The organism is Roseicyclus persicicus (assembly GCF_012395815.1).
GTDB classification, from domain to species: Bacteria; Pseudomonadota; Alphaproteobacteria; order Rhodobacterales; family Rhodobacteraceae; genus Roseicyclus; species Roseicyclus persicicus.
On sequence record NZ_JAAZQQ010000001.1, the window covers coordinates 393,818 to 419,940 of the forward strand.

Here is a 26,123-nt window from a genome sequence, read left to right on the forward strand (position 1 = left end):
TGTGGGATGCGAATTCAGCGGAGGTGATGATGGTTGGGGAACGGGCGAGCGATCGGGCGGTGCTGCGGATCGGCGGGGCCGACCGGGTGAAGTTCCTGCACGGCCTTGTCACCCGCGACGTGGGCGCGCCGGGCACGGGTCTGGTCTATTCCGCGCTGCTGACACCGCAGGGGAAATACCTGTTCGACTTCTTCCTGCTGAACCGGGGCGAGGACATCCTCGTGGACGTGAAGGCCGATGTCGCGGCGCGGCTGGCGCAGCGGCTGGCGATGTACCGGCTGCGCGCCGACGTGACGATCGAGGACAGCGGGCTGTCGGTGGTCCGGGGTCTGGGGGAGGCGCCCGAGGGGGCCTTTGCCGACCCGCGCGACCCGTCGCTCGGCTGGCGCGGCTACGGGATGGAGGGGGGCGATCCGGTCATCGAGTGGGACGCGATCCGGGTGGCAGCCTGCGTGCCGGAGACGGGGATCGAGCTGGTGCAGGACGACAGCTACATCCTCGAGGCCGGGTTCGACCGGCTGGCCGGCGTCGACCATCGCAAGGGCTGCTACGTCGGGCAGGAGGTGACGGCGCGGATGAAGCACAAGACCGAGCTCAGGAAGGGGCTGGTGACGGTGGGTGTGGAGGGCGCGGCGCCCGTGGGCACGCCGATCCTGGCCGGGGACCGCGAGGTGGGGGTGCTGTATACACAGGCAGGCGGGCGGGGGATCGCCTACCTGCGGTTCGACCGCGCGGGCGGCGAGATGCGGGCCGGGGATGCGAAAGTGACGTGGGAACCCGCGTGAGGGTGTGCCTAAGTCTTTAGATTAGTTTGATTTCCCTCCTTTCTTCCTTCATAGGTCTGGTTAAGTATTGTCGCTGGGTGCGAATGTCCGGGAAGCATGTAATCCGTCGAAACTTGGATGCTGTCGGCATCACCCACTGGCACGTCCGTCAAGTCCAAACCTCAATGGAGAAAATCCCCCGATGATGCGGTTGATTCCTCTCTTCGTGTTTTTCGCTCTTGCAGGCTGCGCCACAGACGTGATGCGCGGCTTCGTCGGCCAGGACGTTACCGCGGTTATGGTTCGCTATGGTCCGCCAGTTGCACAGTTCGATCTCCCAGATGGACGGACGGCCTTCCAGTGGGCCACCTCAACCCCGATTATCGCGCCGATGACCACGACTGTGACCGGTTACGGTAATTTCGCGACAGCACAGACAACCGGGGGTTATCTGGGCCAGCAGAACTGTGTTTACACTCTTTATGCTGCCCCTAACCAATCCGGTTCATTCACCATCACCGGCTTTGAGCAACCAACATTTGATTGCATGTAGTGGTTTCTAGGTCCCTCAGATCAGAAGCCCCGCAGCCCCTTCGTGGCGCAGCAGCCAGACCTTCGCCTCCACGCCGCCGGGGGCGCTGAACCCGCCGAGGCCGGTGGCCGACAGCACCCGGTGACAGGGGATCAGGATCGGCAGCGGGTTCGCCCCGCAGGCCTGCCCGATGGCCTGCGCCGGGGCGCCGAGGGCCTTCGACAGATCGCCGTAGGTGCGCGTCTCTCCCAACGGGATGGCGCCCAACGCGTCCAGCACCTGCCCCTGCAACCCGCCCCGCCCATGCGCCAGCGGCAAGTCGAAGCCCTGCCGCGTGTCGGCGAAATAGGCGGCCAGCTGCGCCAGCGCCTCGACCAGCAGCGGGTCCGCCGGCGCGCGGTCCGCCTCGCCCCAGCCGCTTGCCACCACCGCGCCGTCCCGCGCCTCGACCCAGACCGGGCCGAGCGCCGTGTCCAGCGCCGCCCGGCTCACGGGGTCAGCCCCAGCCGGATCGGGCCGCGCGCCGTCACCGGGTCCACGGCCGCGCCCTTCTGCGTCGCCACCAGCGGCAGCCCCGCCGCCACGCGCCGCACCTCGGGCATCAGGGGCCGCCAGTCCGCGGACAGGGCGCGGGCGGCCTCCGAGGGGCAGAAGCTCCGCCCAACCCCCCGGCGATGGGCGAGGTCCATCAGCGCATCCGCGATGGCCTCGTCCGGGATCACTCCGCCGCCTGCAGCTTGTCCTGCGTCCGGGTCTCGAAATCCGACGCGTCGTGGCGTTCCCACAGCTGCTCGGACAGCGGCCCGAAGGTGCGGTTCACCATCTTGCCGCGCTGCACCGCGGGCCGGGCGTAGAAGCGTTTCGCCCAGGCCACCACGTTCTCGTATTCGTGCACCGACAGGAACTCGCCCGCGTCATAGGCCTCGCCCAGCGCCAGCCGCCCGTACCAGGGGCAGATGGCGATGTCGGCAATGGTGAGGCTGTCGCCCACCATCCACTCCCGCCCCTCGAGGTGCTTGTTCAGCACGTCCATCTGCCGCTTGGCCTCCATGGCGAAGCGGTTGATCGGGTATTCCATCGGGTAGGGCGCGTAGGCGTAGAAATGCCCGAAGCCGCCGCCGAGATAGGGGGCGCTGCCCATCTGCCACATCAGCCAGGACAGGAGCTCGGGCCGGTCCTTGGGCGCGCCGAGGAAGGCGCCGAACGTCTCGGCCAGGTGCAGGAGGATCGCGCCCGACTCGAACACGCGCACGGGCTCCGGCCCGCTGCGGTCCACCAGCGCAGGGATCTTGGAGTTGGGGTTCACCTCGACGAAGCCCGAGCCGAACTGGTCGCCGTTGCCGATGCGGATGAGCCAGGCGTCGTATTCGGCGGCATGGCCGGCCGCCAGCAGCTCCTCGAACATCACGGTCACCTTGACCCCGTTCGGCGTGCCCATGGAATAGAGCTGGAACGGGTGGCGGCCCACCGGCAGCGCCTTGTCATGGGTCGGCCCGGAGATCGGGCGGTTCAGGCCGGCCCATTTGCCACCGTTCTCCTTGTCCCAGGTCCAGACCTTGGGGGGGGTGTAGGTCTCGGTCATCGCGGTCTCGGTCCTTTGTCCTGTGCGGTCGTTGTCCCTTGCGAAAATAACGGTGACAAGCCGATTTCCAATCCTGCGGGCTTGCACAGTGCCCCTGCGAAGGCCAGCCTGCGCCCGGGTGCGGCCGCGGGGCACGAGGGGCGACATGCAGGACACCGACCGGATCATCCTGGCCAGCGACGCGGCGGGCGACGTCGTGGTCTGTGCCGAGGGCTTGAGTTTCTGGGGCGGGGTCGACCCCGGCACGGGCCGGGTGATCGACGCCCATCATCCCGCCCATGGCCAGGACCTCGCGGGCCGCGTGGTGCTGATGCCGACCAGCCGGGGGTCGTGCTCGGGCAGCGGGGTGCTGTTGCAGCTGGCGCTGTCCGGCCGCGCGCCCGCCGCGCTGGTGTTCCACGAGGCGGAGGAGGTGCTGACGCTCGGCGCGCTGATCGCGGCGCGGATGTTCGACCGGCCGCTCGCGGTGCTGCGCCTGTCGGCGGCGAGTTACGCGGCGCTGGCGCGCGAGCCCGCCGCCACCATCGCCGGGGGGCGCCTGCGGGCCGGGGCGCTCGACCTGCCGCTGGCGCCTGTCTCGCCGGGCGACCTGGCGCTCGATGAGGGCGACCGGGCGCGGCTGGCGGGTGCCTCGGGGCGCGCCGTGCAACTGGCGCAGGAGGTGTTGGGCACCATGGCTGCCGCGCAGGGGGCCGCGCGGTTGATCGACGTGACGCGGGGCCATATCGACGGCTGCATCCTGGCCCATGACGCCAACCTGATCTTTGCCGAGGCGATGGCCGAAATGGGCGCGCGGGTGGCGATCCCCACCACGATCAACGCCATCTCGGTCGACCGGCAGGGCTGGCGCGCGCAGGGCGTGCCGCCCGTCTTCGGCGACAAGGCGAGCCGCCTGGCCGACGCCTATGTGCGGATGGGCGTCGCCCCCACCTTCACCTGCGCGCCCTACCAGGGCGTGTCGGTGCCCGCGCGCGGCGAGGTGATCGGCTGGTCGGAATCGAATGCGGTGATCTACGCCAATTCGGTGCTGGGCGCGCGGACGGCCAAGCACCCCGATTACCTCGACCTGTTCATCGCGATGACGGGGCGGGCGCCGGAAACGGGCGTCTATCTGGACGCCAACCGCGTGGCCGAGGTGGTGATCGAGGTCGAGGCGCCGCTGGGGGCGGATGACGCGCTCTGGCCGCTTCTGGGGTGGCTCGCGGGGCGGCTGGCGCCTGACCGGGTGCCGCTGCTGCGGGGCCTTCAGGGGCTGAAGCCCGGCCCCGACGACCTGCGCGCGATGTGTGCGGCCTTCGGCACCACCTCGGCCTCGGCGCTGTTGCATGTGGCGGGCGTGACGGCCGAGGGGGATGTGCCGCCGCGTGCGGATGCGCCGGTCCTGCGGATCGGGCGGGCGGAGATCGCCGCCGCCTGGGCGGAGTTCAACCAGGGCCCCGCGACGGTGGACCTCGTCGCCATCGGCAGCCCCCATGCCGCCCTGTCCGAGCTGCGCGCCTTCGATGCGGCGCTGGGCGGCCGGGCCAGCGCGCCGGGTGTCGCCGCGATCCTGACGGTGGGGCGCGACGTGCTGGAGGGGGCACGGGCCGAGGGGTTGCTGGGCCGGCTGGAGGCCGCGGGCGTGCAGGTCATCCCCGACCTCTGCTGGTGTTCGATCACCGAGCCGGTGTTCCCGCCCGGGGCCCGCACCCTGATGACGAATTCGGGGAAATACGCCCACTACGCCCCCGGCCTCAGCGCCCGGGCGGTGCGGTTCGGGTCCATCGCCACCTGCGCCGAGGCGGCGGTGACGGGCCGCGCGGATCCCGCGCCGCCCGCCTGGTTGGCTTAGCCCAGGGCCTCGTCGCAGCGGCCGCAGACGCCCGCGTGCGCGTGGTGGCCCACGTCGGGCAGGATCTTCCAGCAGCGGGCGCATTTCTCGCCGTCCGCCGCGTGGAACACCACGCCGATGCCGGGATCGTCGAGGCGGAAGGCGTCGTCCTGCGGCTCGCCCGCCATCACCGTCAGCGACGAGGTGATGCAGAGGTCGGCCATGTCGACGGCCTTCACCGTGGCAGCGAGCGCGGTGTCGGCGATCTGCACCAGCGGCGCGGCCTCCAGACTTGCGCCGATCACCTTGTCCCGGCGCTGCACCTCCAGCGCGGCGGTGACCACGCGGCGGACGCGGCGGATCTCGGCCCATTTCGTAGCGAGCGCTTCATCCCGCCACGCGGCCGGCGTCTCGGGGAAGTCCTGCAGATGCACGCTCGACGCATCGCCGGGGTGCCGCTCCAGCCAGACCTCTTCCATGGTGAACACCAGGACGGGCGCGAGCCAGGTCGTCAGCCGCTCGAACAGCAGTTCCAGAACCGTCCGCGCCGCCCGCCGCCGGGGCGTGTCGCCGTCGCAGTAGAGCGCGTCCTTGCGGATGTCGAAGTAGAAGGCCGACAGGTCCGTGGTGGCGAAGTTGAACAGCGCCTGGAACACGCCCTGGAAGTCGTAGGCGGCGTAGCCTTTGCGCACGACCTCGTCCAGCTCCGACAGCCGGTGCAGCACCCAGCGCTCCAGCTCCGGCATCTCTGCCGGGTCAACCCGGTCCGCCGCCGTCACGTCGCCCAGCGACCCCAGCAGGAACCGCATGGTGTTGCGCAGGCGGCGGTAGCTGTCGGCCACGCCCTTGAGGATCTCCGGCCCGATCCGCAGGTCGACGGTGTAGTCCGACTGCGCCACCCAGAGCCGCAGGATGTCGGCGCCGTACTGGTCGATCACCTCCTGCGGGGCCACGGTGTTTCCGATGGACTTGGACATCTTCATGCCCTTCTCGTCCAGCGTGAAGCCGTGGGTCAGGACGCCCCGGTAGGGCGCGCGCCCGATGGTGCCGCAAGCCTGCAGCATCGAGGAATGGAACCATCCCCGGTGCTGGTCGGTGCCCTCGAGGTACAGGTCGGCGATGCCGTCCTCGGACCCGTCCGGCCTGTCGCGCAGGACGAAGGCGTGGGTCGACCCGCTGTCGAACCACACGTCGAGGATGTCGAACACCTGCTCGTAGGCGTCGGCGTCATGGTCGTTGCCGAGGAAGCGCGCCTTGGCGCCGGGCTTGTACCAGGCGTCCGCGCCCTCCTGCTCGAAGGCCTCGAGGATGCGGGCGTTCACGGCCGGGTCGCGCAGCAGGTAGTCGGGGTCCGACGGCTGCGCGCCCTTCTTGACGAAGCAGGTCAGCGGCACGCCCCAGGCGCGCTGGCGCGACAGCACCCAGTCGGGGCGCGCCTCGATCATGGAATAGAGCCGGTTGCGCCCGGTCCTGGGCGTCCACTCCACCAGCTTGTCGATGGAGGTGAGCGCCCGGTCGCGGATCGTGTCGCCGTACTGGCCCTTGCCGTCGTCGAGCGCCTTGTCGATGGCCGCGAACCACTGCGGGCGGTTCAGGCGGATGACGGGGGCCTTCGACCGCCAGCTGTGCGCGTCGCTGATGGTGATGCGCTTGCGGGCCAAGAGCTTGCCGACCTCGACCAGCTTGTCGATCACCGCCTTGTTGGCGCCGCCGGGCTTGCCGTTCTCCTGGATGATCCGCTGGCCCGCGAAGAAGGGGATGTCGGGGCGGAAGCTGGAATCGTCGAGGATGTTCCAGGTCATCTCCAGCCCGTGCTTGCGCCCGATCTCGAAGTCGTCGTCGCCGTGGCTGGGCGCGGTGTGCACGAAGCCGGTGCCGGCGTCGTCGGTGACGTGCTCGCCGGGGAAGAGGGGGACGTCGTAGTCCCACTCGCCGTTCGCCCCCTCGGCGCCGCGCAGCGGGTGGGCGCAGGTGAGCGCGGCCAGCTCCTCGGGCGCGACGTCGCGCAGGCGGCGATACATCGACGGCTCCAGCCGCATCGCGCCAAGGGCCTCGGCGGCCAGCTTGTCGGCGATCAGGTAGCGGTCGCCGATCCGCGCCCAGCATTCCTCGGGGCGGCCGGTGATCTCGTAGAGGCCATAGGCGATGTCAGGCCCGAAGCAGATCGCGCGGTTCTGCGGCAGGGTCCAGGGGGTGGTGGTCCAGATGACGACCTTAAGCCCTTGAAGGGAAGGCCAATGCGGATCGACTGGCGTAGCTTGCTCGACCGGCACCAGCGGGACTTGCTCACCGACCGCACGGAAACCTTGTTGGTCTCGGCGTCCGACAACCTCGAACGGCACCCACACCGCGTCGGTCTGGCGGTCGTGATACTCCACCTCCGCCTCGGCCAGCGCGGTCTTTTCCACCGGCGACCACATCACGGGCTTGGACCCCTGGTAGAGCGACCCGTTCATGAGGAAGACCATGAATTCCTCGGCGATCACCCGCTCGGCGTGGAAATCCATCGTCAGGTAGGGCCGGTCCCACGTCCCCGTGATGCCCAGCCGCTTGAACTCCTCGCGCTGGACGTCGATCCAGCCCTCGGCAAAGCGCCGGCATTCCTGCCGGAAGGCGACGACATCCACCTCGTCCTTGTTTTGCCCGCGGGCGCGGTACTGTTCCTCGATCTTCCACTCGATCGGCAGGCCGTGGCAGTCCCAGCCGGGGATGTAGCGGGCGTCCTTGCCCATCATCTGCTGGCTGCGCACCACCATGTCCTTGAGGATCTTGTTCAGCGCGTGGCCGATGTGCAGGTTCCCGTTCGCGTAGGGGGGGCCGTCATGCAGGGTAAAGGCCGGGCGGCCCGGCTTTTCCCGCAGGCGGTCGTAGACGCCGATCTCCTGCCAGCGGGCCAGCCAGCCGGGCTCGCGCTGGGGCAGACCCGCGCGCATCGGGAAGTCGGTCTTGGGAAGGTTCAGCGTGTCCTTGTAGTCCACGTCGGTGGTCTCGGCGCACATCTCGGGCGCTCCTCATCAATCGGATCGACAGGGGGAATAGAAGCGGCGGTGCGATAGCTCAAGCACCTTGTCCCGGCGGCTCAGGGGTCAGAGCGCCGGGCGGCTAATTCGAATGATGATCGCGAAGGGCGTCGTCATGGGCGCCGGTATAGGCCCACGCCGCGCCCGCGTAAAGGGCGCGGGCGACGTGCCGCATGGGAGGGCGCGGGGGGCGGGCTAGGCTATGGCTCATGGAGATCGGAATCGCAGGGGCGGGGATCGGCGGGCTGGCGGCGGCGGCGCTGCTCGCGCAGGACGGGCACCGCGTGCGCGTCTACGACCGCTTCACCGCGCCGCAGCCGGTGGGATCGGGGCTGGTGATCCAGCCCGTGGGCCTCGAGGTGCTGGACGCGGTGGGCGCGGGGCAGGCGGCCCGTGCGCTGGGCGCGCCGCTCGCCGCGCTGCACGGCGACACCGCCGAGGGGCGCATCGTGCTGTCGGTCGCCTATGGCGCGACGCCCGCGCGGCAGGGCCTCGGCATCCACCGCGCGGCGCTGTTCCAGCTTCTGCTCGACGCGGCCCTTGCGGCGGGGGCCGAGCTGGTGCCGGGCCACGCGGTCACGGGGCGCGACGGCCCCCGGCTCCTGTTCGCGGGCGGCGGCCGCTCGGGGCGCTGCAACCTGATCGTGGACGCCGCCGGCGCGGGGTCCGTCCTGTCGCCGCTGCGGGCCCGCCCGCTGCCCTATGGCGCGATCTGGGCGACGGTGCCCTGGCCCGAGGCCACCGATCTGCCGGCCGACCGCCTGAGCCAGCGCTACCGCCGCGCCGACCGGATGCTGGGCGTCCTGCCCGTGGGCGCGCGCCCCGACCGGCCCGACCGGCGGCTGGCCGCGGTGTTCTACTCGATGCGGGTCGAGGACCACCCGGCATGGGCCGAGGGCAGCTTTGCCGACTGGCGCGCCGATGCGCTGGCCCTCTGGCCCGCGATGGCGCCCTTCCTGCACGACCGCCTCGGCAAGTCGGATTTCACCTTCGCCCGCTACAGCCACGGGTCGCTCCGCGCGCCCTGGGGTGACGGGATCGCCCATATCGGCGACGCCGCCCACCGCGCCAGCCCGCAGCTGGGGCAGGGGGCGAACATGGCGCTGCTGGATGCGCTGGCGCTGGCCCGCGCGCTCAGGCAGGCCCATGGCGAGGAGGCGCTGCGCCTCTACGCCGGGGCCCGGCGCTGGCATGTCGCCGCCTACCAGGCGATGAGCGCCGCCTTCACCCCGCAGTACCAGTCGGACAGCGCCGTGCTGCCGGTGCTGCGCGACCGCGTGCTGGCGCCCCTGTCGCGGCTCGGGCCGGTGCCGGCGATCCTGACGAGGCTTGTCTGCGGCGACCTCCTGCCGCCGATGCCCGCGCTCAGCCCGCGGGCGGTGCGGGGGTTCCCACCCGCGCTGCCGCCCGGCTGACGCTGCGTTCCCGCACGACGATGTAGAGCCCCGCCGCGATCGTCACCCCGATGCCGGCAAGGGCAAGGCCGTTGGGGAACTCGGCGAACAGCATCAACCCCACCAGCGCCGCCGCCGGGATTTCCAGGTACTGCATCGGCGCCAGCGTCGAGGCCGGCGCGAACCGCAGCGACCATGTCATCAGCAGGTGCCCGAGCGACCCCGTGACCCCCAGCGCGATCAGGAGCCACAGCGCCCCCGCGTCGGGCGGCGCGATCCAGCCCGTCAGGGGCGGCGTGCCCCCGATCCCCGGCAAAAGGAGCAGCGGCGCGAGGATCGGCAGCCCGATCAGCCCGCCAAGGCCCTGCAGCGCGACGGGGTCGATGTCCTTGGCCACCTGCCGCGTCACCAGCATGAAGAAGGCGAAGATTACCGCCACGCCCAAGGGCAGCAGCGCGGGCCAGCCCACGGCGGCAAAGCTTGGCTGCACCACCATCATCGTCCCGACGAAGCCCACCGCGCAGGCGGCCATGCGGCGCGGCCCGACCTCCTCCTTCAGCACGTAGTGGCCGAGGATCAGCATGATGAAGGGCATCACGAAGGCGATGGCGACCGCGTCGGCCAGCGGCAGGAACCGCAGCGCCGAGAACATCATCCCGATGCCGCAGATCTGCAGAGCCGTGCGGATCGCGGCCAGCCGCACCACGCGGCCCGACGGAAAGATCGTCGCCCGCATCAGGAGCGCGACCGGCAAGAGCAGCCCCGCCTGCGCGAGGAAACGCACGAGGATCAGCTGCAGCAGCGGAAAGTCGTCGCCCAGGATCTTGGCGAGCGCGTCCGAGAACGGGATCATGAGGCAGAAGCCCAGCATCAGCAGGATGCCGAGAAGCGGCCGGTCGGCGTGGGCGTGGGTCATGGGCCCGTTCTGCCCCGCGCAACCGGCAATGTCACGGCCCCTCAGCCCTCGCCGTTCAGGTAGCCCCAGACCGCCGAGATCACGACCGAGCCCTCGCCCACCGCGCTCGCCACCCGCTTGACCGACCCGGCCCGCACGTCGCCCACCGCGTAGATGCCCGGGCAGGAGGTGGCATAGGCCGAGCCCGCCCCGGCCGCGTCGCCGGTCAGGACGAAGCCGTTGTCGTCCAGCGCCACGTGCCCCGACAGCCAGCCGGTGTTGGGCGCCGCCCCGACCATGACGAAGACGGCCCGCGTGTCCTGCCGCCGCTCGCCGTCCGCATCCCGGATCGTGATGGCCTCCAGATGGTCGTCCCCGTGCAGCGCCACCATCGCCGCGCCGTAATGCACCGTGATCCGCGGGTGTGCCGCGATCCGGCCCGACAGGTAGCTCGACATCGAGGCGGCGAGCGAACTGCCGCGGACGAGGATGTGGACGTGCCGCGCCGTGCGGGCGAGGAACATCGCCGCCTGCCCGGCCGAGTTGCCGCCGCCGATCACCACGACCTCGGTATCGCGGCAATAGCGCGCCTCCACGTCCGTCGCGGCGTAGGAGACGCCCGCCCCCTCGAAATGGTCCAGCCGGTCGACCGGCAGGCGGCGGTACTGCACGCCGGTGGCCACCACGATCGACCGCGCGCAGGTCTCGGCCCCGTCCTCCAGCGTGACGCGGAAGCTGCCGTCCTCGTTGCGCGCCAGCGCGGCGGCCCGGCGCGGCATGGCGAAGCGGGTGCCGAACTTCATCGCCTGCACCTCGCCGCGCCAGCACAGGTCGGCGCCCGAGATGCCGGTCGGAAAGCCCATGTAGTTCTCGATCCGGCTCGAGGTGCCGGCCTGCCCGCCGATGGCGAGGTCCTCCAGCACCAGCGCCGACAGCCCCTCGGACCCGGCATAGACCGCCGCCGCCACGCCCGCGGGGCCGCCCCCCACGATCAGCACGTCGTGCAGCTCGTCCGCGTCGAAGGCGAGGTCGAGGCCCAGCCGCGCCGCCACCCGCCGGGGCGTCGGGTCGGGGATCACCTCGTCGCGCCCGAAGATCACGGCGGGCTGCGCCCGGCCGAGCGGGCATTGGTCGGCCAGCACCTCGGCCTCGTGCTCCTCCAGCGTGAGCGACCGCACGGGGATGCGGTTGCGGCCCGCGAAACTGGCGATCTCGCGGATGCGGCGGTCGCTCTCGGCGCCGATGAGCGTCAGGCTCGCCTCGCCGCTTTCGATCATGCGGCGGCGGCGGGCGGCCAGCACGGTGATGACGATGTCCGACATCTCGGGCATCCGCGCCATCAGCTCCAGCATCGCGTCCCGCGGCACGCAGATCAGGCGGGTCTCCCGCACCGCCCGCGCGCCGGTCAGGAGCCGCCCGCCCGACAGGAAGCCGATGTCGCCGAAGAACTGCGACGGACCCAGCGTCGCCGCGCCGTATCGCGCGCCGGTGCGGGCATCGACGGCTTCGAGCTCGCCTTCGACCACGTAGCAGAACCGGTCCATCCGGTCGCCCGCGCGGAACAGCGTCTCGCCCGCGGCGATGGTTTCCTCGGTGCCCGCCTCGCGCATGGCGGCGACGTGGTCGTCGTGGAGCGGCGTGCGCACCATGGTGCGGAGGTCGGCGGCGAGACTTTCCATGATCGTTACTCCTTTTGTCCAAACAGCCCCGTCAGCGCGCGGCGGACCAGCGCGGTGACACCGGGTTTGCGCCCCGCGCCGAAGGGCAGGGGGCGGCACACCTCCATCGCGGCGACGCCCACCCGGGCGGTCAGCGCGCCGTTGACCACGCCTTCGCCGAAGCGGCGGCTGACCTTGGACAGGACCGACCCGCCCGCGACCGAGCCGATCAGGTCGTCGCCGATGGCGACCGCGCCGGTGGCGACCAGATGCGTCAGCACCGCCCGCGTCAGCCGCCAGGCGCCCAGCGCGCCGGAGCGGCCGCCGTAGATCTCGGCGATGCGGCGGATCATGCGGATGTTGGCGGTCAGCGCGCCGATGACGTCGGCCATGGCCAGCGGCACCAGCGCGGTGACGGTGGCGACCTGCCGGGCGGCGGCCTCGACCTCGGCGCGGGCGGCGGCGTCGAGGGGGGCGAGGAGCTCGGCCTCGGCCAGCGCCAGCAGGGCGTCGGCGTCGAACACCTCGGCCTGCCGCTTCGCAAGTTCCGCGCGTCCCAGCGCTAGCTCCGCCCGCCCGCGGTAGAGCGCGTCGAGCCGCCCGACGACCCGGCGCGCGGCGGCGAGGTCGCCCCCGGCCAGCGCCGCCTCGGCCTCGCGGTGCAGCGCGTCGAGCCGCCCGAGGCGGGAAAAGGCCGCCAGCTCGCGCAGCGCGATCAGGAGGAGCGTGGCCAGCACCAGCCCCACCAGCCCCGCCGCCACCCAGCCCAGCGCCGGGTTCGCGGCGAGAAGGCCGGTGACGAAGTTCCACGCCGCGAGCGACGCCACCAGGCCGACGAGAGCGCCCGTCGCCGCCCAGAACAGCCGCGCCAGACGGCTCGGCCGCCGGGCGCCCAGCGTGGCGATGACCTGCATCGCCCGCCCCTCGGGCGGCAGCGGCCCGAGGTCGGGGACCGGTGGCGCATCCTGCGGCGCGGCGGCGGGTGCCTCGTCCAGCTCGATCAGCACGGGGCCCTTGCGGTCGGTCATCTGAGCTTGTCTCCCAGCAGGAACTCGGCCGCGCGGTCGAGGCGGATGTGGGGCGGCCCGTCGCCGGGCCTGAGCGACAGGGGCGCGGGGGCGAAGCGCATCACGCCGAACTCCCCGTCGAGCCAGCGGTCCGCCCCGTCGCGGGCGGGCGACAGCAGCACGGCGGGGTCGGCGGGCAGGTCGCCCGGGTGCAGCGCCGCGGGCTTGCCGGTGTCGAGCAGCGTGCCGCGCACGAGGTCGACCTCGCGGCCCTGCACGGTGCGGGTTTCCTCGACCGTGGCCCGCAGCGCGGCGATGGCCATGGCCTGCGTCTCGGCGCCGGCGAAATCGGCGCGGCGGCGGGCGTCGGCCACCAGCGCCCCCATCACCTGCGCCAGCCGGTCGTGCTGGTGGTGGTGCAGGTGGTCGGCCTTGGTCGCGGCGAAGAGGATGCGGTCGACCCGTTTCTGGCCGAGGAGCGCCGACAGGAACGCATTCCGCCCCGGCCGGAACGCGCCGAGGATGCCCGCCAGCGCCTGCCGCAGGTCCTCGAGCGCGCGGGGTCCGGCGTGGATCGCGCCCAGCGCGTCGACCAGCACCACCTGCCGGTCGATCCGGGCGAAATGGGCGCGGAAGAAGGGTTTGACGACCTGCGCCTTGTAGGCCTCGTAGCGGCGCGCGAATTCGCGGGCGAGCGACCCGCGGGGGGTGTCGCCAGGCGGCAGCGGCGCGAAGGTCAGGGCGGGGGAGCCGTCGAGGTCGCCGGGCAGGAGGAAGCGGCCCGGCGTGCAGTCGGAATAGCCCGCCGCGCGGGCGGCCGCGAGGTATCCGGTCCAGGCGCGGGCCAGCGCGGTCGCGGCGGGTTCGTCCAGTTTCGCGGTGGGGTCGGCGGCGGAGAGCGCCGCGCGCCAGCCCGCCGCCTCGGGCCGGGTCTTGGCGCGGGCCAGCGCGTCGCGGGACCAGTCGGCGTAGGACTGCTCCAGCAGCGCGAGGTCGAGGAGCCATTCGCCCGGGTAGTCCACGATGTCGAGATGCACCGTGCGCGGGCCCTGCAGCCCGGAGAGCAGCCCCTTGGGCCGCACCCGCAGCGACAGGCGCAGTTCCGACACCGCGCGGGTCGACTCGGGCCAGCGGGGGGTGGGGCCGGTGAGGGCCGCGAGGTGGCTTTCGAAGTCGAAGCGGGGGACGGTGTCGTCGGGCTGGGGCTGGAGGAAGGCCGCCTCGATCCGCCCCGAGCGCGCGGCCTCGAGCCCCGGCATCCGGCCGCGGTCGAGGAGGTTCGCCACCAGCGAGGTGATGAAGACGGTCTTGCCCGCCCGGCTGAGGCCGGTGACGCCGAGCCTGATCACGGGCTCGAAGAACAGGCCCGAGACCCCTTGGGTGACGCCTTCGATGCCGCGGCCGACCGTGTCCGCAATCGTTCCGATGACCAATGCCGCGGTTCCCTCTCGCTGTCGTGCCAGAGACTAAGCATCGCGGCCGCCCATTGCGAGGGGGCAGAGGCGCCGGGCTTTCCCCCTTGGCGGGGCGGGGGCTTTGCGCCTATGTCGCGGGCCATGCCCCGCTATGCCCTCCTCCTCGAATACGACGGCGCGCCCTTTGCCGGGTGGCAGCGCCAGTCCGGCCTGCCGAGCGTGCAGGGCGCGGTCGAGGCGGCGCTGGCGCGGCTGGAGCCGGACGTGCCGTCGATCGCGGCGGCGGGGCGGACGGATGCGGGGGTGCACGCGACGGGGCAGGTGGCGCAGGCCGACATGGCCCGCGATTGGGACCCGTTCCGCCTGTCCGAGGCGCTGAACTGGCACCTGAAGCCCGAGCCGGTGGCGGTGGTGGGCTGTGCGCGGGTGGCCGACGACTGGCATGCGCGGTTCTCGGCGGTGGAGCGGCGCTATACCTACCGGGTGATCTGCCGCCGGGCGCCGCTGGTGCACGACCGGGGTCAGGCCTGGCTGGTGAAGGGCGACCTGGACGTCGATGCGATGCAGGCGGGGGCGGCGCAGCTGGTGGGCCGGCATGATTTCACGACCTTCCGGGCGGCGATGTGCCAGGCGGCGAGCCCGGTGAAGACGCTGGACGAGGTGACGGTGGAGGAGGTCGCGCGGGCGAACGGCCGCGAGATCCGGTTCCACCTGCGGGCGCGGTCCTTCCTGCACAGCCAGGTGCGGTCGATCGTGGGCACGCTGGAGCGGGTGGGGGCGGGGGCCTGGGCGCCCGGGGATGTCGGTGCCGCGCTCAGGGCCGCCGACCGGGCGGCCTGCGGGCCGGTGGCGCCGCCGGACGGGCTGTGCCTGACGGGCGTGGGTTACCCCGAGCCGGTGTTCGGCTGACGCGCCGCTCCTCGGGGCCTGCCGGCCCCTCGTCGCGGGGACGGGCGTTCGATCGGCGGCGTGCCGGGTGGCCGGCGTTGCCCCCGAAGGGCGTATTTGGGGAAAGATGAAGGGGGTGGCGCGCTCAGGCGGGGGCGGCGGGCAGCGGCAGGCGCAGGCCGCGGGCGGCGGCCGCGGCGCGCGCCGTGGGGTGGAGGCGTTCGGACGGGTCGAGGCCCACGGGCCGGGTGTGGCGGAGGAAGAACAGCTTGCCCATGCCGCGATTCATGCCGATGGCGGGGGCGCCCGCGTCGGTGAGGAAGCGGTGCCGCCAGTGGACGGGCAGGGGCAGGCCCGCCGCCTCGGCCTCGGAGAGCATCCAGACCAGCGGGATGTTGGACAGGGGGCGCGTGGCGCGGAGGCCGTCGATCTGGCCGCCCACGTCGCCGTGGCTGCCGCGGAACCAGACCTGCTGCACCGCGCCGCCGTCGGCCTGTCCGGGCGTCGTTTCCCAGAGCACCGGGGCATAGGCGTCGCGGCGTTCGTCCAGCGCCAGCGCGTGGCGGGCGATCTGGGTCGCGGGGCCCAGCGCGTGGGAGTGGAACTGGTGCGGCATCGGCACGAGGCGCCAGAGGCCGGGCCAGCGCAGGCCGAGGGCGCGGACCGTGTCGTAAACGCCGAGAAAGCGGATCGGCACATCGGCGTGGCAGCGGGCGAGACGGAGCGCGCGGGCCTCGGGCGCGTCGTGCCGGCCTTCGCGGTAGAGGGCGTAGACCCGGTCGAGCGTGTCGGGGTCGATCTGGGCCGGGCGCAGGAGCCCCATGCGGTCGATCAGCCCCGCAAGAGAGCGCACCGCGTAGGCGCCGCGGGAATAGCCCATCAGCATGATCCGGTCGCCGGGCCGGTAGTTGCGGGCGAGGAACAGGTAGGCGCGCTTGATCTGGCGGTTGATGCCCACCCCCGCGAGCACCTCGACCGAGCGCTTCCAGCCGCGCCACTGGATGCCGGGTTCGTAGTAGAGCGTCACCCGGGCGCTGTCGGGCAGTTCCTGCAGCAGGCGGTAGGTGAGGCCGATGTTGGTTTCGTGGCCGCGGCGCAGCGTCGACATGGTGCCGTCGAGCAGCACCACGTGGGTATGGGGCGGGCGGGTCTCCGGCAGCCGGGGCGGCGCCGAGCGGTAGCCTGAGAGCCAGGCGCGGAGGGACCTACTCCGCGGCAATCGCCTCCGCCTCTCGCAACCAGGCCCAGACGCGGGAGGGCGTGAAGGGCATGTCGACCCGCCGCAGCCCGAGCGGCCAGAGCGCGTCCTGCACCGCGTTGGCCACGGCGGCCAGCGCGCCCACGGTGCCCGCTTCGCCGCAGCCCTTCATCCCGAGGGGGTTGGCGGTGGAGGGCACGGGTTCGGTGTGGAAGGCGATGAAGGGCGTGTCGTCGGCCCGCGGCATCCCGTAATCCATGAAGGTCGCGGTCAGGAGCTGCCCGGTGTCGTCGTAGACCACGTGTTCCGTCAGGGCCTGCCCGATGCCCTGCGCGACGCCGCCGTGCACCTGCCCCTCGGCCAGCAGCGGGTTCATCAGGTTGCCGAAATCGTCGACCACCGTGTAGCGGTCGACGCGGGTGGCGCCGGTCTCGCGGTCGATCTCGATCTCGGCGACGTGGCAGCCGTTGGGGTAGGAGCGGCCGGGAAGCTTGCGGGTCTCGGTGACCTTCGCCAGCTCGGCGCGGCCGGCGGCGCGGGCGCGGGCGGCGGCCTCGAGCAGCGTGACCACCACGTTGGAGCCCGGCGCGCGGAACACGCCCTCGCCGGCGTCGAAGGCGATCTCGCGGTCCATGTCGGCGGCGAGGAACCCGGTCAGCCCGGCGATCAGCGTGTCGGCCGTGGCCCGCATCGCCATGCCCTGCACCGTGACCGAGCGCGAGCCGCCGGTGCCGCCGCCCTTGGCGATCAGGTCGCTGTCGCCCTGCACGATCTCGATGCTGTCCAGCGGCAGGCCGGTCTGGTCGTGCAGGAGCTGGGCATAGACCGTCTCGTGGCCCTGGCCGTTGGACTGGGTGCCGACGTAGACCCTTGCGCCGGTCGTAGTGATCTCGATCGTCGCCGTCTCCTCGGGGTCGCCGAGGATCGACTCGATGTAGTAGCAGATCCCGACGCCGCGGAGCTGCCCGCGCGCCTCCGACGCGGCCCGGCGGGCGGGGAAGCCGGACAGGTCGGCCTCGGCCTCGGCGCGGGCCAGCACCCGGTGGAAATCGCCGACGTCGTAGAGCTCGCCGGTGGCGCTCCGGTAAGGGAAGGCGGCGCTGGGGATGAAATTGCGCCGGCGCAGGTCCAGCGGGTCCACCCCCAGCTCGCGCGCGGCGAAATCCATCGCGCGTTCCAGGGCATAGATCGCCTCGGGCCGGCCTGCGCCGCGGTAGGCGTCGACCTGCGTGGTGTTGGTGAAGACGCCGCGGTTGCGGAAATGGTAGGTCTGCACGTCGTAGGTGCCGGTCAGAACCTTGGAGTAGAGCGACGACTGGATGTTCTGGGCGAACTGCGAGACGTAGGCGCCGAGGTTGGCGATGCTGTCGGTGTGGAAGGCCACCAGCTTGAGGTCGGCGTCGAAGCCCAGCGTCGTGGTCACGACCAGGTCGCGGCCGGCATTGTCGGACAGCATCGCCTCGGTCCGCTCAGACATCCAGCGCACGGGCCGTTGCAGGACGCGGGCGGCGTGGGACACGAGGAAATGCTCGGGGTAGCCCATCCCCTTCATGCCGAAGCCGCCGCCGACGTCGGGGTTGGTCACGCGCACCTGCTCTGGGCTGAGGCCGAACCAGCTGACGAGGTCGCCCTTGGTGCCCCAGACGCCCTGCCCGTTGAAGGCGAGGTGCAGCCGGTCGCCCTCGACCTCGGCATAGCAGCCGCGGGGCTCCATGCTGTTCACGATCACGCGGTTGTCGTGGCTGGTGTGGCGGATGACATGGGCCGCACCGGCCAGCGCCGCTTCGGTCGCGGCCTCGTCGCCCATGGCGAAGTCGTAGGCGATGTTGTCGGGCGCCTCGGGGTGGAGCGTCTCGCCGCCCGGCGCGAGGTCGAGCTTGGCGGGGCGGTCGTCGATCTCGAGCACGATCAGTTCCGCCGCGTCCCGGGCCGCGGCCGGGGTGTCGGCGACGATGAAGGCGAGCGGGTCGCCGACGAAGCGGACACGCCCCTCGGCAAGGATCGGGCGGGGGGGTGCCGCGGCGCGCGAGCCGTCGCGGTTCCGCACCACGGCAAAGCGCATCGCGTTCTTCAGCCCGGCGGCGGCGAGGTCGGCCGCCGTCAGCACCAGGTGCACCCCGGGCGCGGCGCGCGCGTCCGACACGTCCAGCGCGCTGATGTCGCCATGGGCCACGGGGCTGCGCAGGACAAAGCCGTGCAGCGCGCCGGCGGGCGCGATGTCGTCGACGTAGCGGCCCTTGCCCGTCAGGAAGCGGCTGTCCTCGAGGCGGGTGATCGGCTGGCTGGTTCCGAACTTGCTCATCGCGTGCCCTTTCTCCTGTGGTCGTCCCGGCGTGCCCCGGACACTAGGCACGCGGGCCGCAGTGTCCAGTGCCGCTAAGCCGCCCCGAGCACGCGCACCGTGGCAAGACGCAGCCCGCCGTAGCCGTTGAACCGGGTCACGATGGCCGTCGAATAGGCGCCCATCCCGTCGACCAGCAGGTAATCCCCCTCGGCCAGGTCGGCGGGAAGCGCCACCTCGCCCGGGATCCGGTCGAGGCTGTCGCAGGTCGGCCCCCAGAGCCGCCGCGCCGTGGCCGCCCCCTGCCGCGGCGCGCCGTCGGGCCCCAGCACGCGGAGCCGGTCGGTCATGCCCATCACCGGCTGCTCGGCCAGCGCGCCGTAGATGCCGTCGTTCAGGAACACGCTGCCGTCGGGCCGGATCGCCTTGACGCGCACCGCAAGGCTGACCGCCTCGGCCACCATCGCCCGGCCCGGTTCGCAGACCAGCGCCGGGGCGTCGCCGCCAAAGGCCGCGCGGGTGGCCCGCGCGATGGCCTCGAAGATCGCCTCCAGCTGCGGTGTCGCGCCGCGCATCCGCCGCGCCGGGAACCCGCCGCCGACGTTCAGCCGCTCCAGCGTCACGCCCGCCGCCCAGGCGATGTCGCGCGCGCGGTGGATGTAGACGGCCCAGGCCTCGGGGTCGGTGCATTGCGTGCCGGGGTGGAAGGTCAGCGCCGGCCGGTAGCCCATCCGCACCACCTGCGCCAGCAGATCGGCGGCGTCCTTCGGCGATGCGCCGAACTTCTCGCCGAAATCATAGGCGCCGCCGGCGACCGGCAGCTTGAACCGCACCGCCACCTCGCGGCCGCGCGGGAACCCGCCCTCGGCCAGCTTGGCCAGCTCCCCCGCGCAGTCCACGCTGCACGACGCGACGTCCTGCCCGACGGCCGTCGCCACCTCGGCCCGCGAGCGCACCGGGTTGTTGTAGTGCAGCGCCGCACGGGGCGCGAGCGTGCGGACCAGCGCGATCTCGGATGGCGAGGCCACGTCGAAGCCGGTGATCCCCGCGGCGATCAGGTTCTCCAGCACCGCCTCGGCCGGGTTCGCCTTGACCGCGTAGGTCACGAGGCCGGGAAAGCCGTCGAGGAACCTGTGCGCGGTCGCCTGCAGCACCTCGGGCGACAGGAACAGTACCGGCTCGTCCGGCGCCTCGGCCGCCAGGTAGTCGCCCGGGGTCTGGTGGAAGGGCCGCGAAAGGGTCATCTGCCTGTCCTCGCCTGCTTTTCCCTGAATCATGCCGGGCGCCCGCGTTGATTTCTCTGGTCATTCTGCGCGGATTGACGGAAAACGCGGTCAGATCGACGAAATGCCGCGGCGGAGAGACAGGATGGACGATCTCGACCGGGACATGCTGCGCCTGCTGGCGGGTGACGCGCGGATGTCCGTCGCGGTGATGGCGCGCAAGCTCAAGGTCGCGCGCTCCACCTGCCAGGCGCGGCTGGAACGGCTGGAAAGCTCGGGCGTGATCGCGGGTTACACGCTCAGGCTGGGTGAGGCGCTGCGGGCGGGCCGCATCCGCGCCAGCGTGCTGGTGTCGATCGAACCGCGCAGCCAGGCCGGCATCCTGTCGCGGCTGAAGGCGATCCCCGAGGTGGAGCGCGTGCACACCATCTCGGGGCGGGTCGACCTGCTCTTGGAGGTCGGCGCGCCGACCACCACGGCGCTCGACGCCGTGCTCGACCGCATCGGCGAGATCGACGGGGTGCGCTCGTCGGAAAGCCTGATCCATCTGTCGACCAAGCTCGACCGCGCGCTCTAGGCGAAGCGGATCGCGGGCCCCTCCGTCACCGTCCCGATCCGCGCCGCGTCGAACCCTGCCGCCCTGAGCGCCTCGACCAGCCCCGCCGCCTCCGCGTCGGGCACCGCGGCGAGGAACCCGCCTGCCGTCTGCGGGTCGAACACCAGCGCGCCGAGCGGCGTGTCGGGCACCTCCACCCGGGCCGCCAGCGCCGCCCGGTTCTGCGGCCAGAGGGTCGAGCGCACCCCGGCCCCCGACAGCCTGAGCGCACCGGGCAGGAGGGGCAGGGCGGTCAGGTCCACCTCCGCCCCCACGCCCGAGGCCGCGCAGATGTTGCCGAGGTGGCCGGCGAGGCCGAAGCCCGTCACGTCCGTCATCGCCCGCGCCGATGCCGACAGGATCGCCGCCGCGGCCTCCTGCGGCGTCGTCACCTGCGCCCAGGTCGCCGCCACCTCGGCGCCTTGTGCCAGCATCCGCATCTCGCCGGCCAGCACCACGCCCGTCCCGATCCCCCGGCCCAGGACCAGCGCGTCGCCGGGCCGCGCGCCGGCCAGCGTGATCGCCTCCCGCTCCAGCAATCCCGTCACGGTAAAGCCCAGCGTCAGCTCGGTGCCCATGGACGAATGGCCGCCCACGACCTCCACCCCCTCGGCGGCGAACACGTCCCGCGCCGCCGCCATCACCTCGTCGAGCCAGGCCCCCTGCAGCCCCGCCCGCATCCGCGGCAGGATGACGGTGGCAAGCGCCGCCTGCGGCCGCGCGCCCATCGCCCAGATGTCCCCCATCGCGTGGATCGCCGCGGCGCGCGCCACCAGCACCGGATCCTCCGCAAAGGCGCGGATATGGTCGGTCGAGATCACCTGCCGCGCATCCCCCACCTCCAGCACCGCCGCGTCGTCGCCCGGCCTGCCGCCGAGGATGCCGGTTAGCGCGCCGGCCCCCAGCTTCGCGCCGCAACCGCCGCAGGGCGCGGGCCCCGCCATCTCCTGCGCCACGCCCGCGGCCGCGCCCTTCGGCGCCGCAGGCGACGGCATCGCGGGGTAGCTGCGGAACTTCTCCATGAAGCGCTGGTCGATCCGGTCCTTCCAGCGCCACATCGCCGGCCCGTCCCAGGTCCAGCCCGCCTTTTCCGCCAGCGCATCCTTGCCGCCCAGCGACACCAGCTTCAGGAAATCCCGCTGCGGGCGGAACCGCCGCCGCTGCGCCCCGGTCAGGTCGGCGCGCAGGTTCCAGGCCAACACCGGCGCCGCCCGCACCGCGAACACCCCCGCCTTGGGCCGCGGCGAGGCCGCCAGGTGCACGCAATCCCCCGCCCCGTAGATGTCCGGGTGGCTGACCGACCGCAGCTGGTCGTCGACCACCAGGAACCCGTCCCGCATCTCCATCCCGCAGTCGCCCAGCCACCCGTGCGGCACCGCGCCGGCCGCCCCGATGGTGAAGTCCGACGCCACCTCGCGCCCATCCGCCAGCCGCACGGCCGTGGCCGTCACCTCCACCGGCGCCGCCCCCTCGATCCGCGCGATCCCGTAGGCGTCCAGCGCCCGGATCAGCTGCGCCCGCCCGGGCCAGCCGCCCAGCACCGCGCCCCGGTCGATCACCGCGATCTCGGCGGCCCTCCCGAGGCCGTTCATCCGCTCCGCGCAGGCCAGCGCCAGCTCCACCCCCGCGACCCCGCCGCCGATCACCGCGATCCGCGCCGGACCCTCGCCCGTGCAATACGCCGCCCAGGCATCGGCGAACCGCCCCAGCGGTTTCGCCGCGATCCCGTGCTCGGCAAAGCCCGGCAGGCCGGCCATGTCGGACGTGATCCCGATATCCACCGACAACAGGTCATAGCCCATCGGCGCCCGCCCCGGCACCAGCACCTTCCGCGCCACCGGGTCGATCAGCTCCACCGCCCCCAGCACCAGCCGCGCGCCGGCGAAGCGCGCCAGCCGCACCAGGTCGATGTCGAGCTCCTCCCGCGCGTAATGCCCCGCCACGTGCCCCGGCAGCATCCCCGTGTAGGGCGCCGTCGGCCCCGGGTTCACCAGCGTCAGCCGCACCCCCGGCACCGGCCGCATCCCCCAGCGCCTGAGCACCAGCGCATGGGTGTGCCCGCCCCCCACGAGCACCAGCTCCTTCACCAGCGGCACGGTCGCGCCCAGCATGCCCATCCCCATCTTTGCTTCCCAAATACTCCCGGGGGCTTGGGGGCGGAGCCCCCAACTCCGACCTACGTCCCCCGCGGCTTCGCCCGCAAGGTCGGATCGGCCGCCCGCGGGTCCTCGGGCCAGGGGTGCCTCGGATACCGCGCCCGCATGTCCTTGCGCACATCGGCGTAGGAGCCGTCCCAGAACCCCGGCAGATCCGTCGTCACCTGAACCGGCCGCCCGGCGGGCGACAGCAGCACCATGCGCAGCGGCACCCGCTCCGGCCCGACGCGCGGATGCACCGTGGTCCCGAACACCTCCTGCAGCCTGAGCGCCACCTCCGGCGCCTCGCCGGAATAGTCGATGGGAATGGACCTGCCCAGCGGGCTCTCCCAGGTCGCGGGCGCCAGCCGCGCCACCTCCTGCATCCGCGCGTGCCCCAGCCAGGCCCGCATCGCCTCGGCCGGGTCGAAGCGCCCGAGATCCGCCGCCGTCCGCTCGGTGGTCAGGAAGGGCGCGGCCCAGTCCTCCAGCGCGCCCAGCAACCCCTCGTCCGACACGTCCGCCACCCCCGCCACCGCGATCCGCGCCCGCAGGAGGCGTGCCGCCTGGCTCCAGTTCAGGGCCGACAGCCCCAGGTCCCGGATCCCCTCCATGAGCGCCGCCGCCACGGCCTCGGCCGGCGCCTCCCGCCACGCCCGGTCGTCCAGCACCAGCGCGCCGAAGCGCTCCTGCTGCCGCGCCTCCACGCGCCTGTGCCGCCGCGACCAGCCGCAGGCCGCCTCCCACCCGATCCGGTCGCCGTAAAGCGCCCGCAGCTCTCCTTCCGTGATCGCCACCGCCTGCCGGATGCGCGCCTCGCGCGGGTCGCCGTCCAGATCCGTCGCCACGATCAGCCGCTGCCCCGCCAGCGCGTCGCCCTCGGGCATCACCGCGCCCTTTCCCCCCGAGAGCACATAGCGCGGCGCCTCCCCCGGCCGCCTGAGCCCCACCCGGTCAGGATAGGCCAGCGCCGCCTGCGCGCCGGGCGACAGGTCCGGCCCCGCCTCGTGGCGCCTGAGCCGCTTCGCCTCCTCGCGCACCCGGGCGACCACACCCCGGTCGGCGCCCATCCCGCCCGGATCCTCCAGCGCCCTCAGCCGCAGCATCAGGTCCACGCCCCGGTCTCTCAGCGCATCGCGCTCGGCGAGAAGCGCCGCCAGGCGCGCCGAGCCCGCGCCGCCCCTGAGCACCATGTGCCCCAGCCGCGGATGCAGCGGCAGCCGCGCCAGCGCCCGCCCATGCGCCGTGACCCGCCCCGCATCATCGAGCGCCCCCAGCTCCGCCAGCAGCCCCCGCGCCTCGGCCAGCGCCCCCTCGGGCGGCGGCGTGAGGAAGGCCAGCCCCTCCGCCCCGCCCCAGACCGCCAGCTCCAGCGCCAGCCCCGCGAGGTCCGCCGCCGCGATCTCGGGCGGCGGAAAGGCCGGCAGCGCCCCCTCCGCCCCCTTCGTCCACATCCGGTAGCAGACCCCCGGCGCGACCCGCCCCGCGCGGCCCCGCCGCTGGTCCGCCTCGGCCCGGCTGACCGGCTCCGTCACCAGCCGCGACATCCCCGAACCGGGGTCGTACCGCGCCCGCCGCGCCCGCCCCGCATCGACCACGATCCGCACATCCTCGATGGTCAGCGAGGTCTCCGCGATCGCGGTGGCCAGCACCAGCTTGCGCCCCTCCCGCGCCGGCCTGACCGCCGCCCGTTGGTCCGCAAAGGGCATCGCCCCGTAGAGCGTGTGCAGCGCCACCCCCTCGGGCAGCCGCTCCTGCAGCCGCGCCGCCACCCGCCGGATCTCCCCTTCGCCGGGCAGGAACACGAGGGCCCCGCCCTCGGCCTCCGCCAGCGCCTGCAGCACGAGGTCCGCCACCGCCTCCTCGAACCGCCGCTCCCTCGGTACCGGCGCTGGCAGGTGCCGCGTCTCGACCGGGTAGGCCCGCCCCTCCGACGTCAGCAGCGGCGCACCGTCCAGAAGATCCGCCACCGGCCCCGCGTCCAGCGTCGCCGACATCACCACCAGCTGCAAATCCGGCCGCAGCGCCTGCCGCACCTCCCAGGTCAGCGCGAGGCCGAGGTCCGCGTTCAGCGACCGCTCGTGGAACTCGTCGAAGATCACGCACCCCACCCCCGGCAGGTCCGGCTGATCCTGCAGCATCCGCGTCAGGATGCCCTCGGTCACCACCTCGATGCGGGTGCCCGCCGACACCGCGCTCTCGCCGCGGATGCGGTAGCCGACCGTCTGCCCGACAGGTTCCCCCATCACCTCGGCCATGCGCTCGGCCGCCGCCCGCGCCGCCAGCCGCCGCGGCTCCAGCATGACGATGCGGCCCGCCATATGCGGCAGGAGGGCCGGGGGCGCCCCGGTGGTCTTGCCCGCCCCGGGCGGCGCCTGCAGGACGGCGCGGCCTTCGGCGGCCAACGCCGCGACCAGGGCGGGCAGGATCTCGTCGATGGGCAGGGTCACGGGTTGGCCTCATGCTGCGGATCGGCCCGACCAGAAACGGCGCCGCGACCTGCGTCAACTCGAAACCCCGCGGCGAGGATGCCCGGAGGGCGGAGGAGCCGCCGGCGCGGCCGCGGCATCGGACCTCGGGCGGACAGGCTGGACAGCCCCGCACCCACGGGGCAGAAACGGGGGCGCCCCCCGAGGCCAGGCAGGAAAGACGACCCTTCCATGACGGATGCCCGCCCCCTCGCGGCTGATCTCGCCCCCCGCATCCTCGCCGGCGAACGCCGTGCGCTCGCCCGGGCCGTGACGCTGGTCGAAAGCACCCGCCCCGACCACCGCGCCGAGGCGACGGCACTGATCGAGGCGCTCCGCGGCCATGGTCGGCAGGCGCTGCGCATCGGCCTTTCGGGCACCCCCGGTGTCGGCAAGTCGACCTTCATCGAGGCCTTCGGCATGGCGCTGGTCGAGGCCGGCCTGTCGGTCGCCGTTCTCGCCGTCGACCCGTCCTCGGCCCGCTCCGGCGGGTCCATCCTCGGCGACAAGACCCGGATGGACCGCCTCAGCCGCGCGCCGCGCGCCTTCATCCGCCCCTCGCCCTCGGCCACCCATCTCGGCGGCGTCGCGCGGCGCACCCGCGAGGCGGTGGCGCTGTGCGAGGCGGCAGGCTTCGACGTGGTGTTGATCGAGACCGTGGGCGTCGGCCAGTCCGAGACCATGGTGGCCGAGATGTGCGACCTCTTCGTCCTCCTCCTCGCGCCCGCGGGCGGCGACGAGTTGCAGGGCGTCAAGCGCGGCATCATGGAGATGGCCGACCTCATCCTCGTCAACAAGGCCGACGGCGACCTGAAACCCGCCGCCACCCGCACCGTGGCCGACTACGCCGGCGCGCTGCGCCTCCTGCGCAAGCGTCCGCAGGACCCTGAGGGCTTTCCCAAGGCGCTGCCCGTCTCGGCCTACACCGGCGACGGGCTGCCCGAGGCCTGGGGCCAGATGCAGGCGCTTGCCCGCGCCCGCAAGGACAGCGGCTGGTGGGACCGCCGCCGCGCCCAGCAGGCCGCCCACTGGTTCGAGGAAGAGGTCCGCGCCGGTCTCCTCGCGCGCCTGCGGACCGACCCCGCGATCCGGGCCGCCATGGCCGGGCTGGCCGAGGATGTCGCCGCCGGCCGCACCACCCCCGACGCCGCCGCGGCCGAGATGCTGGCCCGGCTCGGCCAGGGCGGCTGACCTCGGGCCGCGGGCCTTAAGCGACCGTTAACCAATTGCGGCCAAGATCGCGGCGATGCGCCGTCAG

At 73.0% G+C, this 26,123-nt stretch carries 20 protein-coding genes; 7 read left to right on the top strand and 13 right to left on the bottom strand.

The genetic code is table 11. From position 1 onward, the window contains the following. Positions 1-29: 29 nt before the first annotated feature. Positions 30-785 carry a CAF17-like 4Fe-4S cluster assembly/insertion protein YgfZ gene (gene ygfZ, locus HCU73_RS02090; protein WP_168621737.1) on the top strand — a complete coding sequence of 252 codons (756 nt, stop codon included), beginning with the start codon at positions 30-32 and terminating at the stop codon, positions 783-785. A 181-nt stretch (positions 786-966) separates the two neighbouring features. Then, positions 967-1,317: a hypothetical protein gene (locus HCU73_RS02095; protein WP_168621738.1), complete on the top strand. Its 351-nt coding sequence runs from the start codon at positions 967-969 to the stop codon at positions 1,315-1,317. A gap of 15 nt (positions 1,318-1,332) precedes the next feature. On the opposite strand, the gene HCU73_RS02100 is transcribed toward HCU73_RS02095, so the two are convergent. From HCU73_RS02100 to yghU, 3 genes are read right to left on the bottom strand one after another with little or no spacing between them, the layout of a single operon-like run. Next, positions 1,333-1,788, bottom strand: coding sequence for a methylated-DNA--[protein]-cysteine S-methyltransferase (locus HCU73_RS02100; RefSeq protein WP_168621739.1), 456 nt, complete (start codon positions 1,786-1,788; stop codon positions 1,333-1,335). After that, entirely contained in the window at positions 1,785-1,985 is a 201-nt protein-coding gene (locus HCU73_RS02105) for a DUF3253 domain-containing protein (protein ID WP_210730502.1), read from the bottom strand. The genes HCU73_RS02100 and HCU73_RS02105 overlap by 4 nt, the downstream gene beginning before the upstream one ends. 29 nt (positions 1,986-2,014) lie before the next feature. Beyond that, positions 2,015-2,878, bottom strand: a complete 864-nt coding sequence (gene yghU, locus HCU73_RS02110; protein WP_168621740.1) for a glutathione-dependent disulfide-bond oxidoreductase — start codon at positions 2,876-2,878, stop codon at positions 2,015-2,017. A gap of 145 nt (positions 2,879-3,023) precedes the next feature. On the opposite strand from yghU, the gene lhpI reads away from it, so the two are divergent. After that, on the top strand, positions 3,024-4,709 hold the full coding sequence (lhpI, locus tag HCU73_RS02115) for a cis-3-hydroxy-L-proline dehydratase (protein WP_168621741.1): 1,686 nt from the start codon (positions 3,024-3,026) through the stop codon (positions 4,707-4,709). Here lhpI and ileS read toward each other — a convergent pair. Beyond that, positions 4,706-7,687, bottom strand: coding sequence for an isoleucine--tRNA ligase (ileS, locus tag HCU73_RS02120; protein ID WP_168621742.1), 2,982 nt, complete (start codon positions 7,685-7,687; stop codon positions 4,706-4,708). The two genes, lhpI and ileS, sit on opposite strands and share 4 nt — an antisense overlap. Before the next feature lie 230 nt (positions 7,688-7,917). Here ileS and HCU73_RS02125 point away from each other — a divergent pair, with 230 nt between their 5' ends. Then, a complete protein-coding gene (locus HCU73_RS02125) occupies positions 7,918-9,123 on the top strand; it encodes an FAD-dependent oxidoreductase (RefSeq protein WP_168621743.1) in 1,206 nt (401 codons plus the stop codon). On the opposite strand, the gene HCU73_RS02130 is transcribed toward HCU73_RS02125, so the two are convergent. Genes HCU73_RS02130 through HCU73_RS02145 form a run of 4 tightly spaced genes read right to left on the bottom strand, consistent with a single transcriptional unit; the run spans position 9,074 to position 14,095 of the window. Further along, positions 9,074-10,018, bottom strand: a complete 945-nt coding sequence (locus tag HCU73_RS02130; protein ID WP_168621744.1) for a DMT family transporter — start codon at positions 10,016-10,018, stop codon at positions 9,074-9,076. The two genes, HCU73_RS02125 and HCU73_RS02130, sit on opposite strands and share 50 nt — an antisense overlap. Positions 10,019-10,059: 41 nt before the next feature. After that, a complete protein-coding gene (locus HCU73_RS02135) occupies positions 10,060-11,676 on the bottom strand; it encodes an FAD-dependent oxidoreductase (RefSeq protein ID WP_168621745.1) in 1,617 nt (538 codons plus the stop codon). A 5-nt stretch (positions 11,677-11,681) separates the two neighbouring features. Further along, positions 11,682-12,683 carry a YcjF family protein gene (locus HCU73_RS02140; protein ID WP_168621746.1) on the bottom strand — a complete coding sequence of 334 codons (1,002 nt, stop codon included), beginning with the start codon at positions 12,681-12,683 and terminating at the stop codon, positions 11,682-11,684. Then, positions 12,680-14,095 (bottom strand): YcjX family GTP-binding protein, encoded by a 1,416-nt coding sequence (locus HCU73_RS02145; protein ID WP_168621747.1) that lies wholly within the window; start codon positions 14,093-14,095, stop codon positions 12,680-12,682. The genes HCU73_RS02140 and HCU73_RS02145 overlap by 4 nt, the downstream gene beginning before the upstream one ends. A gap of 123 nt (positions 14,096-14,218) precedes the next feature. Between HCU73_RS02145 and truA the strand changes: the two genes are divergently transcribed. Continuing rightward, on the top strand, positions 14,219-14,986 hold the full coding sequence (truA, locus tag HCU73_RS02150) for a tRNA pseudouridine(38-40) synthase TruA (RefSeq protein ID WP_168621748.1): 768 nt from the start codon (positions 14,219-14,221) through the stop codon (positions 14,984-14,986). Positions 14,987-15,110: 124 nt separating this feature from the next. On the opposite strand, the gene HCU73_RS02155 is transcribed toward truA, so the two are convergent. The 3 genes from HCU73_RS02155 to HCU73_RS02165 all read right to left on the bottom strand — a co-directional run bounded on the left by HCU73_RS02155 (position 15,111) and on the right by HCU73_RS02165 (position 19,688). Continuing rightward, complete coding sequence (locus HCU73_RS02155) at positions 15,111-16,184, bottom strand: DUF2235 domain-containing protein (RefSeq protein ID WP_168621749.1); 1,074 nt, start codon at positions 16,182-16,184, stop codon at positions 15,111-15,113. Then, positions 16,171-18,465: a xanthine dehydrogenase family protein molybdopterin-binding subunit gene (locus tag HCU73_RS02160; protein ID WP_168621750.1), complete on the bottom strand. Its 2,295-nt coding sequence runs from the start codon at positions 18,463-18,465 to the stop codon at positions 16,171-16,173. The genes HCU73_RS02155 and HCU73_RS02160 overlap by 14 nt, the downstream gene beginning before the upstream one ends. 74 nt (positions 18,466-18,539) lie before the next feature. Next, complete coding sequence (locus HCU73_RS02165) at positions 18,540-19,688, bottom strand: type III PLP-dependent enzyme (protein WP_168621751.1); 1,149 nt, start codon at positions 19,686-19,688, stop codon at positions 18,540-18,542. Positions 19,689-19,812: 124 nt separating this feature from the next. On the opposite strand from HCU73_RS02165, the gene HCU73_RS02170 reads away from it, so the two are divergent. Next, positions 19,813-20,244: an Lrp/AsnC family transcriptional regulator gene (locus HCU73_RS02170; protein WP_168621752.1), complete on the top strand. Its 432-nt coding sequence runs from the start codon at positions 19,813-19,815 to the stop codon at positions 20,242-20,244. On the opposite strand, the gene selD is transcribed toward HCU73_RS02170, so the two are convergent. Together selD and hrpB are read right to left on the bottom strand one after the other, a co-directional pair. Continuing rightward, a complete protein-coding gene (gene selD, locus HCU73_RS02175; RefSeq protein ID WP_168621753.1) occupies positions 20,241-22,373 on the bottom strand; it encodes a selenide, water dikinase SelD in 2,133 nt (710 codons plus the stop codon). The two genes, HCU73_RS02170 and selD, sit on opposite strands and share 4 nt — an antisense overlap. Before the next feature lie 65 nt (positions 22,374-22,438). Continuing rightward, entirely contained in the window at positions 22,439-24,847 is a 2,409-nt protein-coding gene (gene hrpB / locus HCU73_RS02180) for an ATP-dependent helicase HrpB (RefSeq protein ID WP_168621754.1), read from the bottom strand. 210 nt (positions 24,848-25,057) lie between these two features. On the opposite strand from hrpB, the gene meaB reads away from it, so the two are divergent. After that, positions 25,058-26,056, top strand: coding sequence for a methylmalonyl Co-A mutase-associated GTPase MeaB (gene meaB / locus HCU73_RS02185; protein WP_168621755.1), 999 nt, complete (start codon positions 25,058-25,060; stop codon positions 26,054-26,056). Positions 26,057-26,123 lie beyond the last annotated feature (67 nt).

Bases quoted from the DNA above. Each gene is read 5' to 3' on its own strand.
- yghU (WP_168621740.1), bottom strand. From the start codon at position 2,878: ATGACCGAGACCTACACCCCCCCCAAGGTCTGGACCTGGGACAAGGAG.
- HCU73_RS02160 (WP_168621750.1), bottom strand. From the start codon at position 18,465: ATGAGCAAGTTCGGAACCAGCCAGCCGATCACCCGCCTCGAGGACAGC.
- HCU73_RS02140 (WP_168621746.1), bottom strand. From the start codon at position 12,683: ATGACCGACCGCAAGGGCCCCGTGCTGATCGAGCTGGACGAGGCACCC.
- ileS (WP_168621742.1), bottom strand. From the start codon at position 7,687: ATGTGCGCCGAGACCACCGACGTGGACTACAAGGACACGCTGAACCTT.
- HCU73_RS02135 (WP_168621745.1), bottom strand. From the start codon at position 11,676: ATGGAAAGTCTCGCCGCCGACCTCCGCACCATGGTGCGCACGCCGCTC.
- ygfZ (WP_168621737.1), top strand. From the start codon at position 30: ATGGTTGGGGAACGGGCGAGCGATCGGGCGGTGCTGCGGATCGGCGGG.
- HCU73_RS02095 (WP_168621738.1), top strand. From the start codon at position 967: ATGATGCGGTTGATTCCTCTCTTCGTGTTTTTCGCTCTTGCAGGCTGC.
- HCU73_RS02105 (WP_210730502.1), bottom strand. From the start codon at position 1,985: ATGGACCTCGCCCATCGCCGGGGGGTTGGGCGGAGCTTCTGCCCCTCG.
- lhpI (WP_168621741.1), top strand. From the start codon at position 3,024: ATGCAGGACACCGACCGGATCATCCTGGCCAGCGACGCGGCGGGCGAC.
- HCU73_RS02125 (WP_168621743.1), top strand. From the start codon at position 7,918: ATGGAGATCGGAATCGCAGGGGCGGGGATCGGCGGGCTGGCGGCGGCG.
- HCU73_RS02130 (WP_168621744.1), bottom strand. From the start codon at position 10,018: ATGACCCACGCCCACGCCGACCGGCCGCTTCTCGGCATCCTGCTGATG.
- selD (WP_168621753.1), bottom strand. From the start codon at position 22,373: ATGCTGGGCGCGACCGTGCCGCTGGTGAAGGAGCTGGTGCTCGTGGGG.
- HCU73_RS02165 (WP_168621751.1), bottom strand. From the start codon at position 19,688: ATGACCCTTTCGCGGCCCTTCCACCAGACCCCGGGCGACTACCTGGCG.
- HCU73_RS02170 (WP_168621752.1), top strand. From the start codon at position 19,813: ATGGACGATCTCGACCGGGACATGCTGCGCCTGCTGGCGGGTGACGCG.
- truA (WP_168621748.1), top strand. From the start codon at position 14,219: ATGCCCCGCTATGCCCTCCTCCTCGAATACGACGGCGCGCCCTTTGCC.
- meaB (WP_168621755.1), top strand. From the start codon at position 25,058: ATGACGGATGCCCGCCCCCTCGCGGCTGATCTCGCCCCCCGCATCCTC.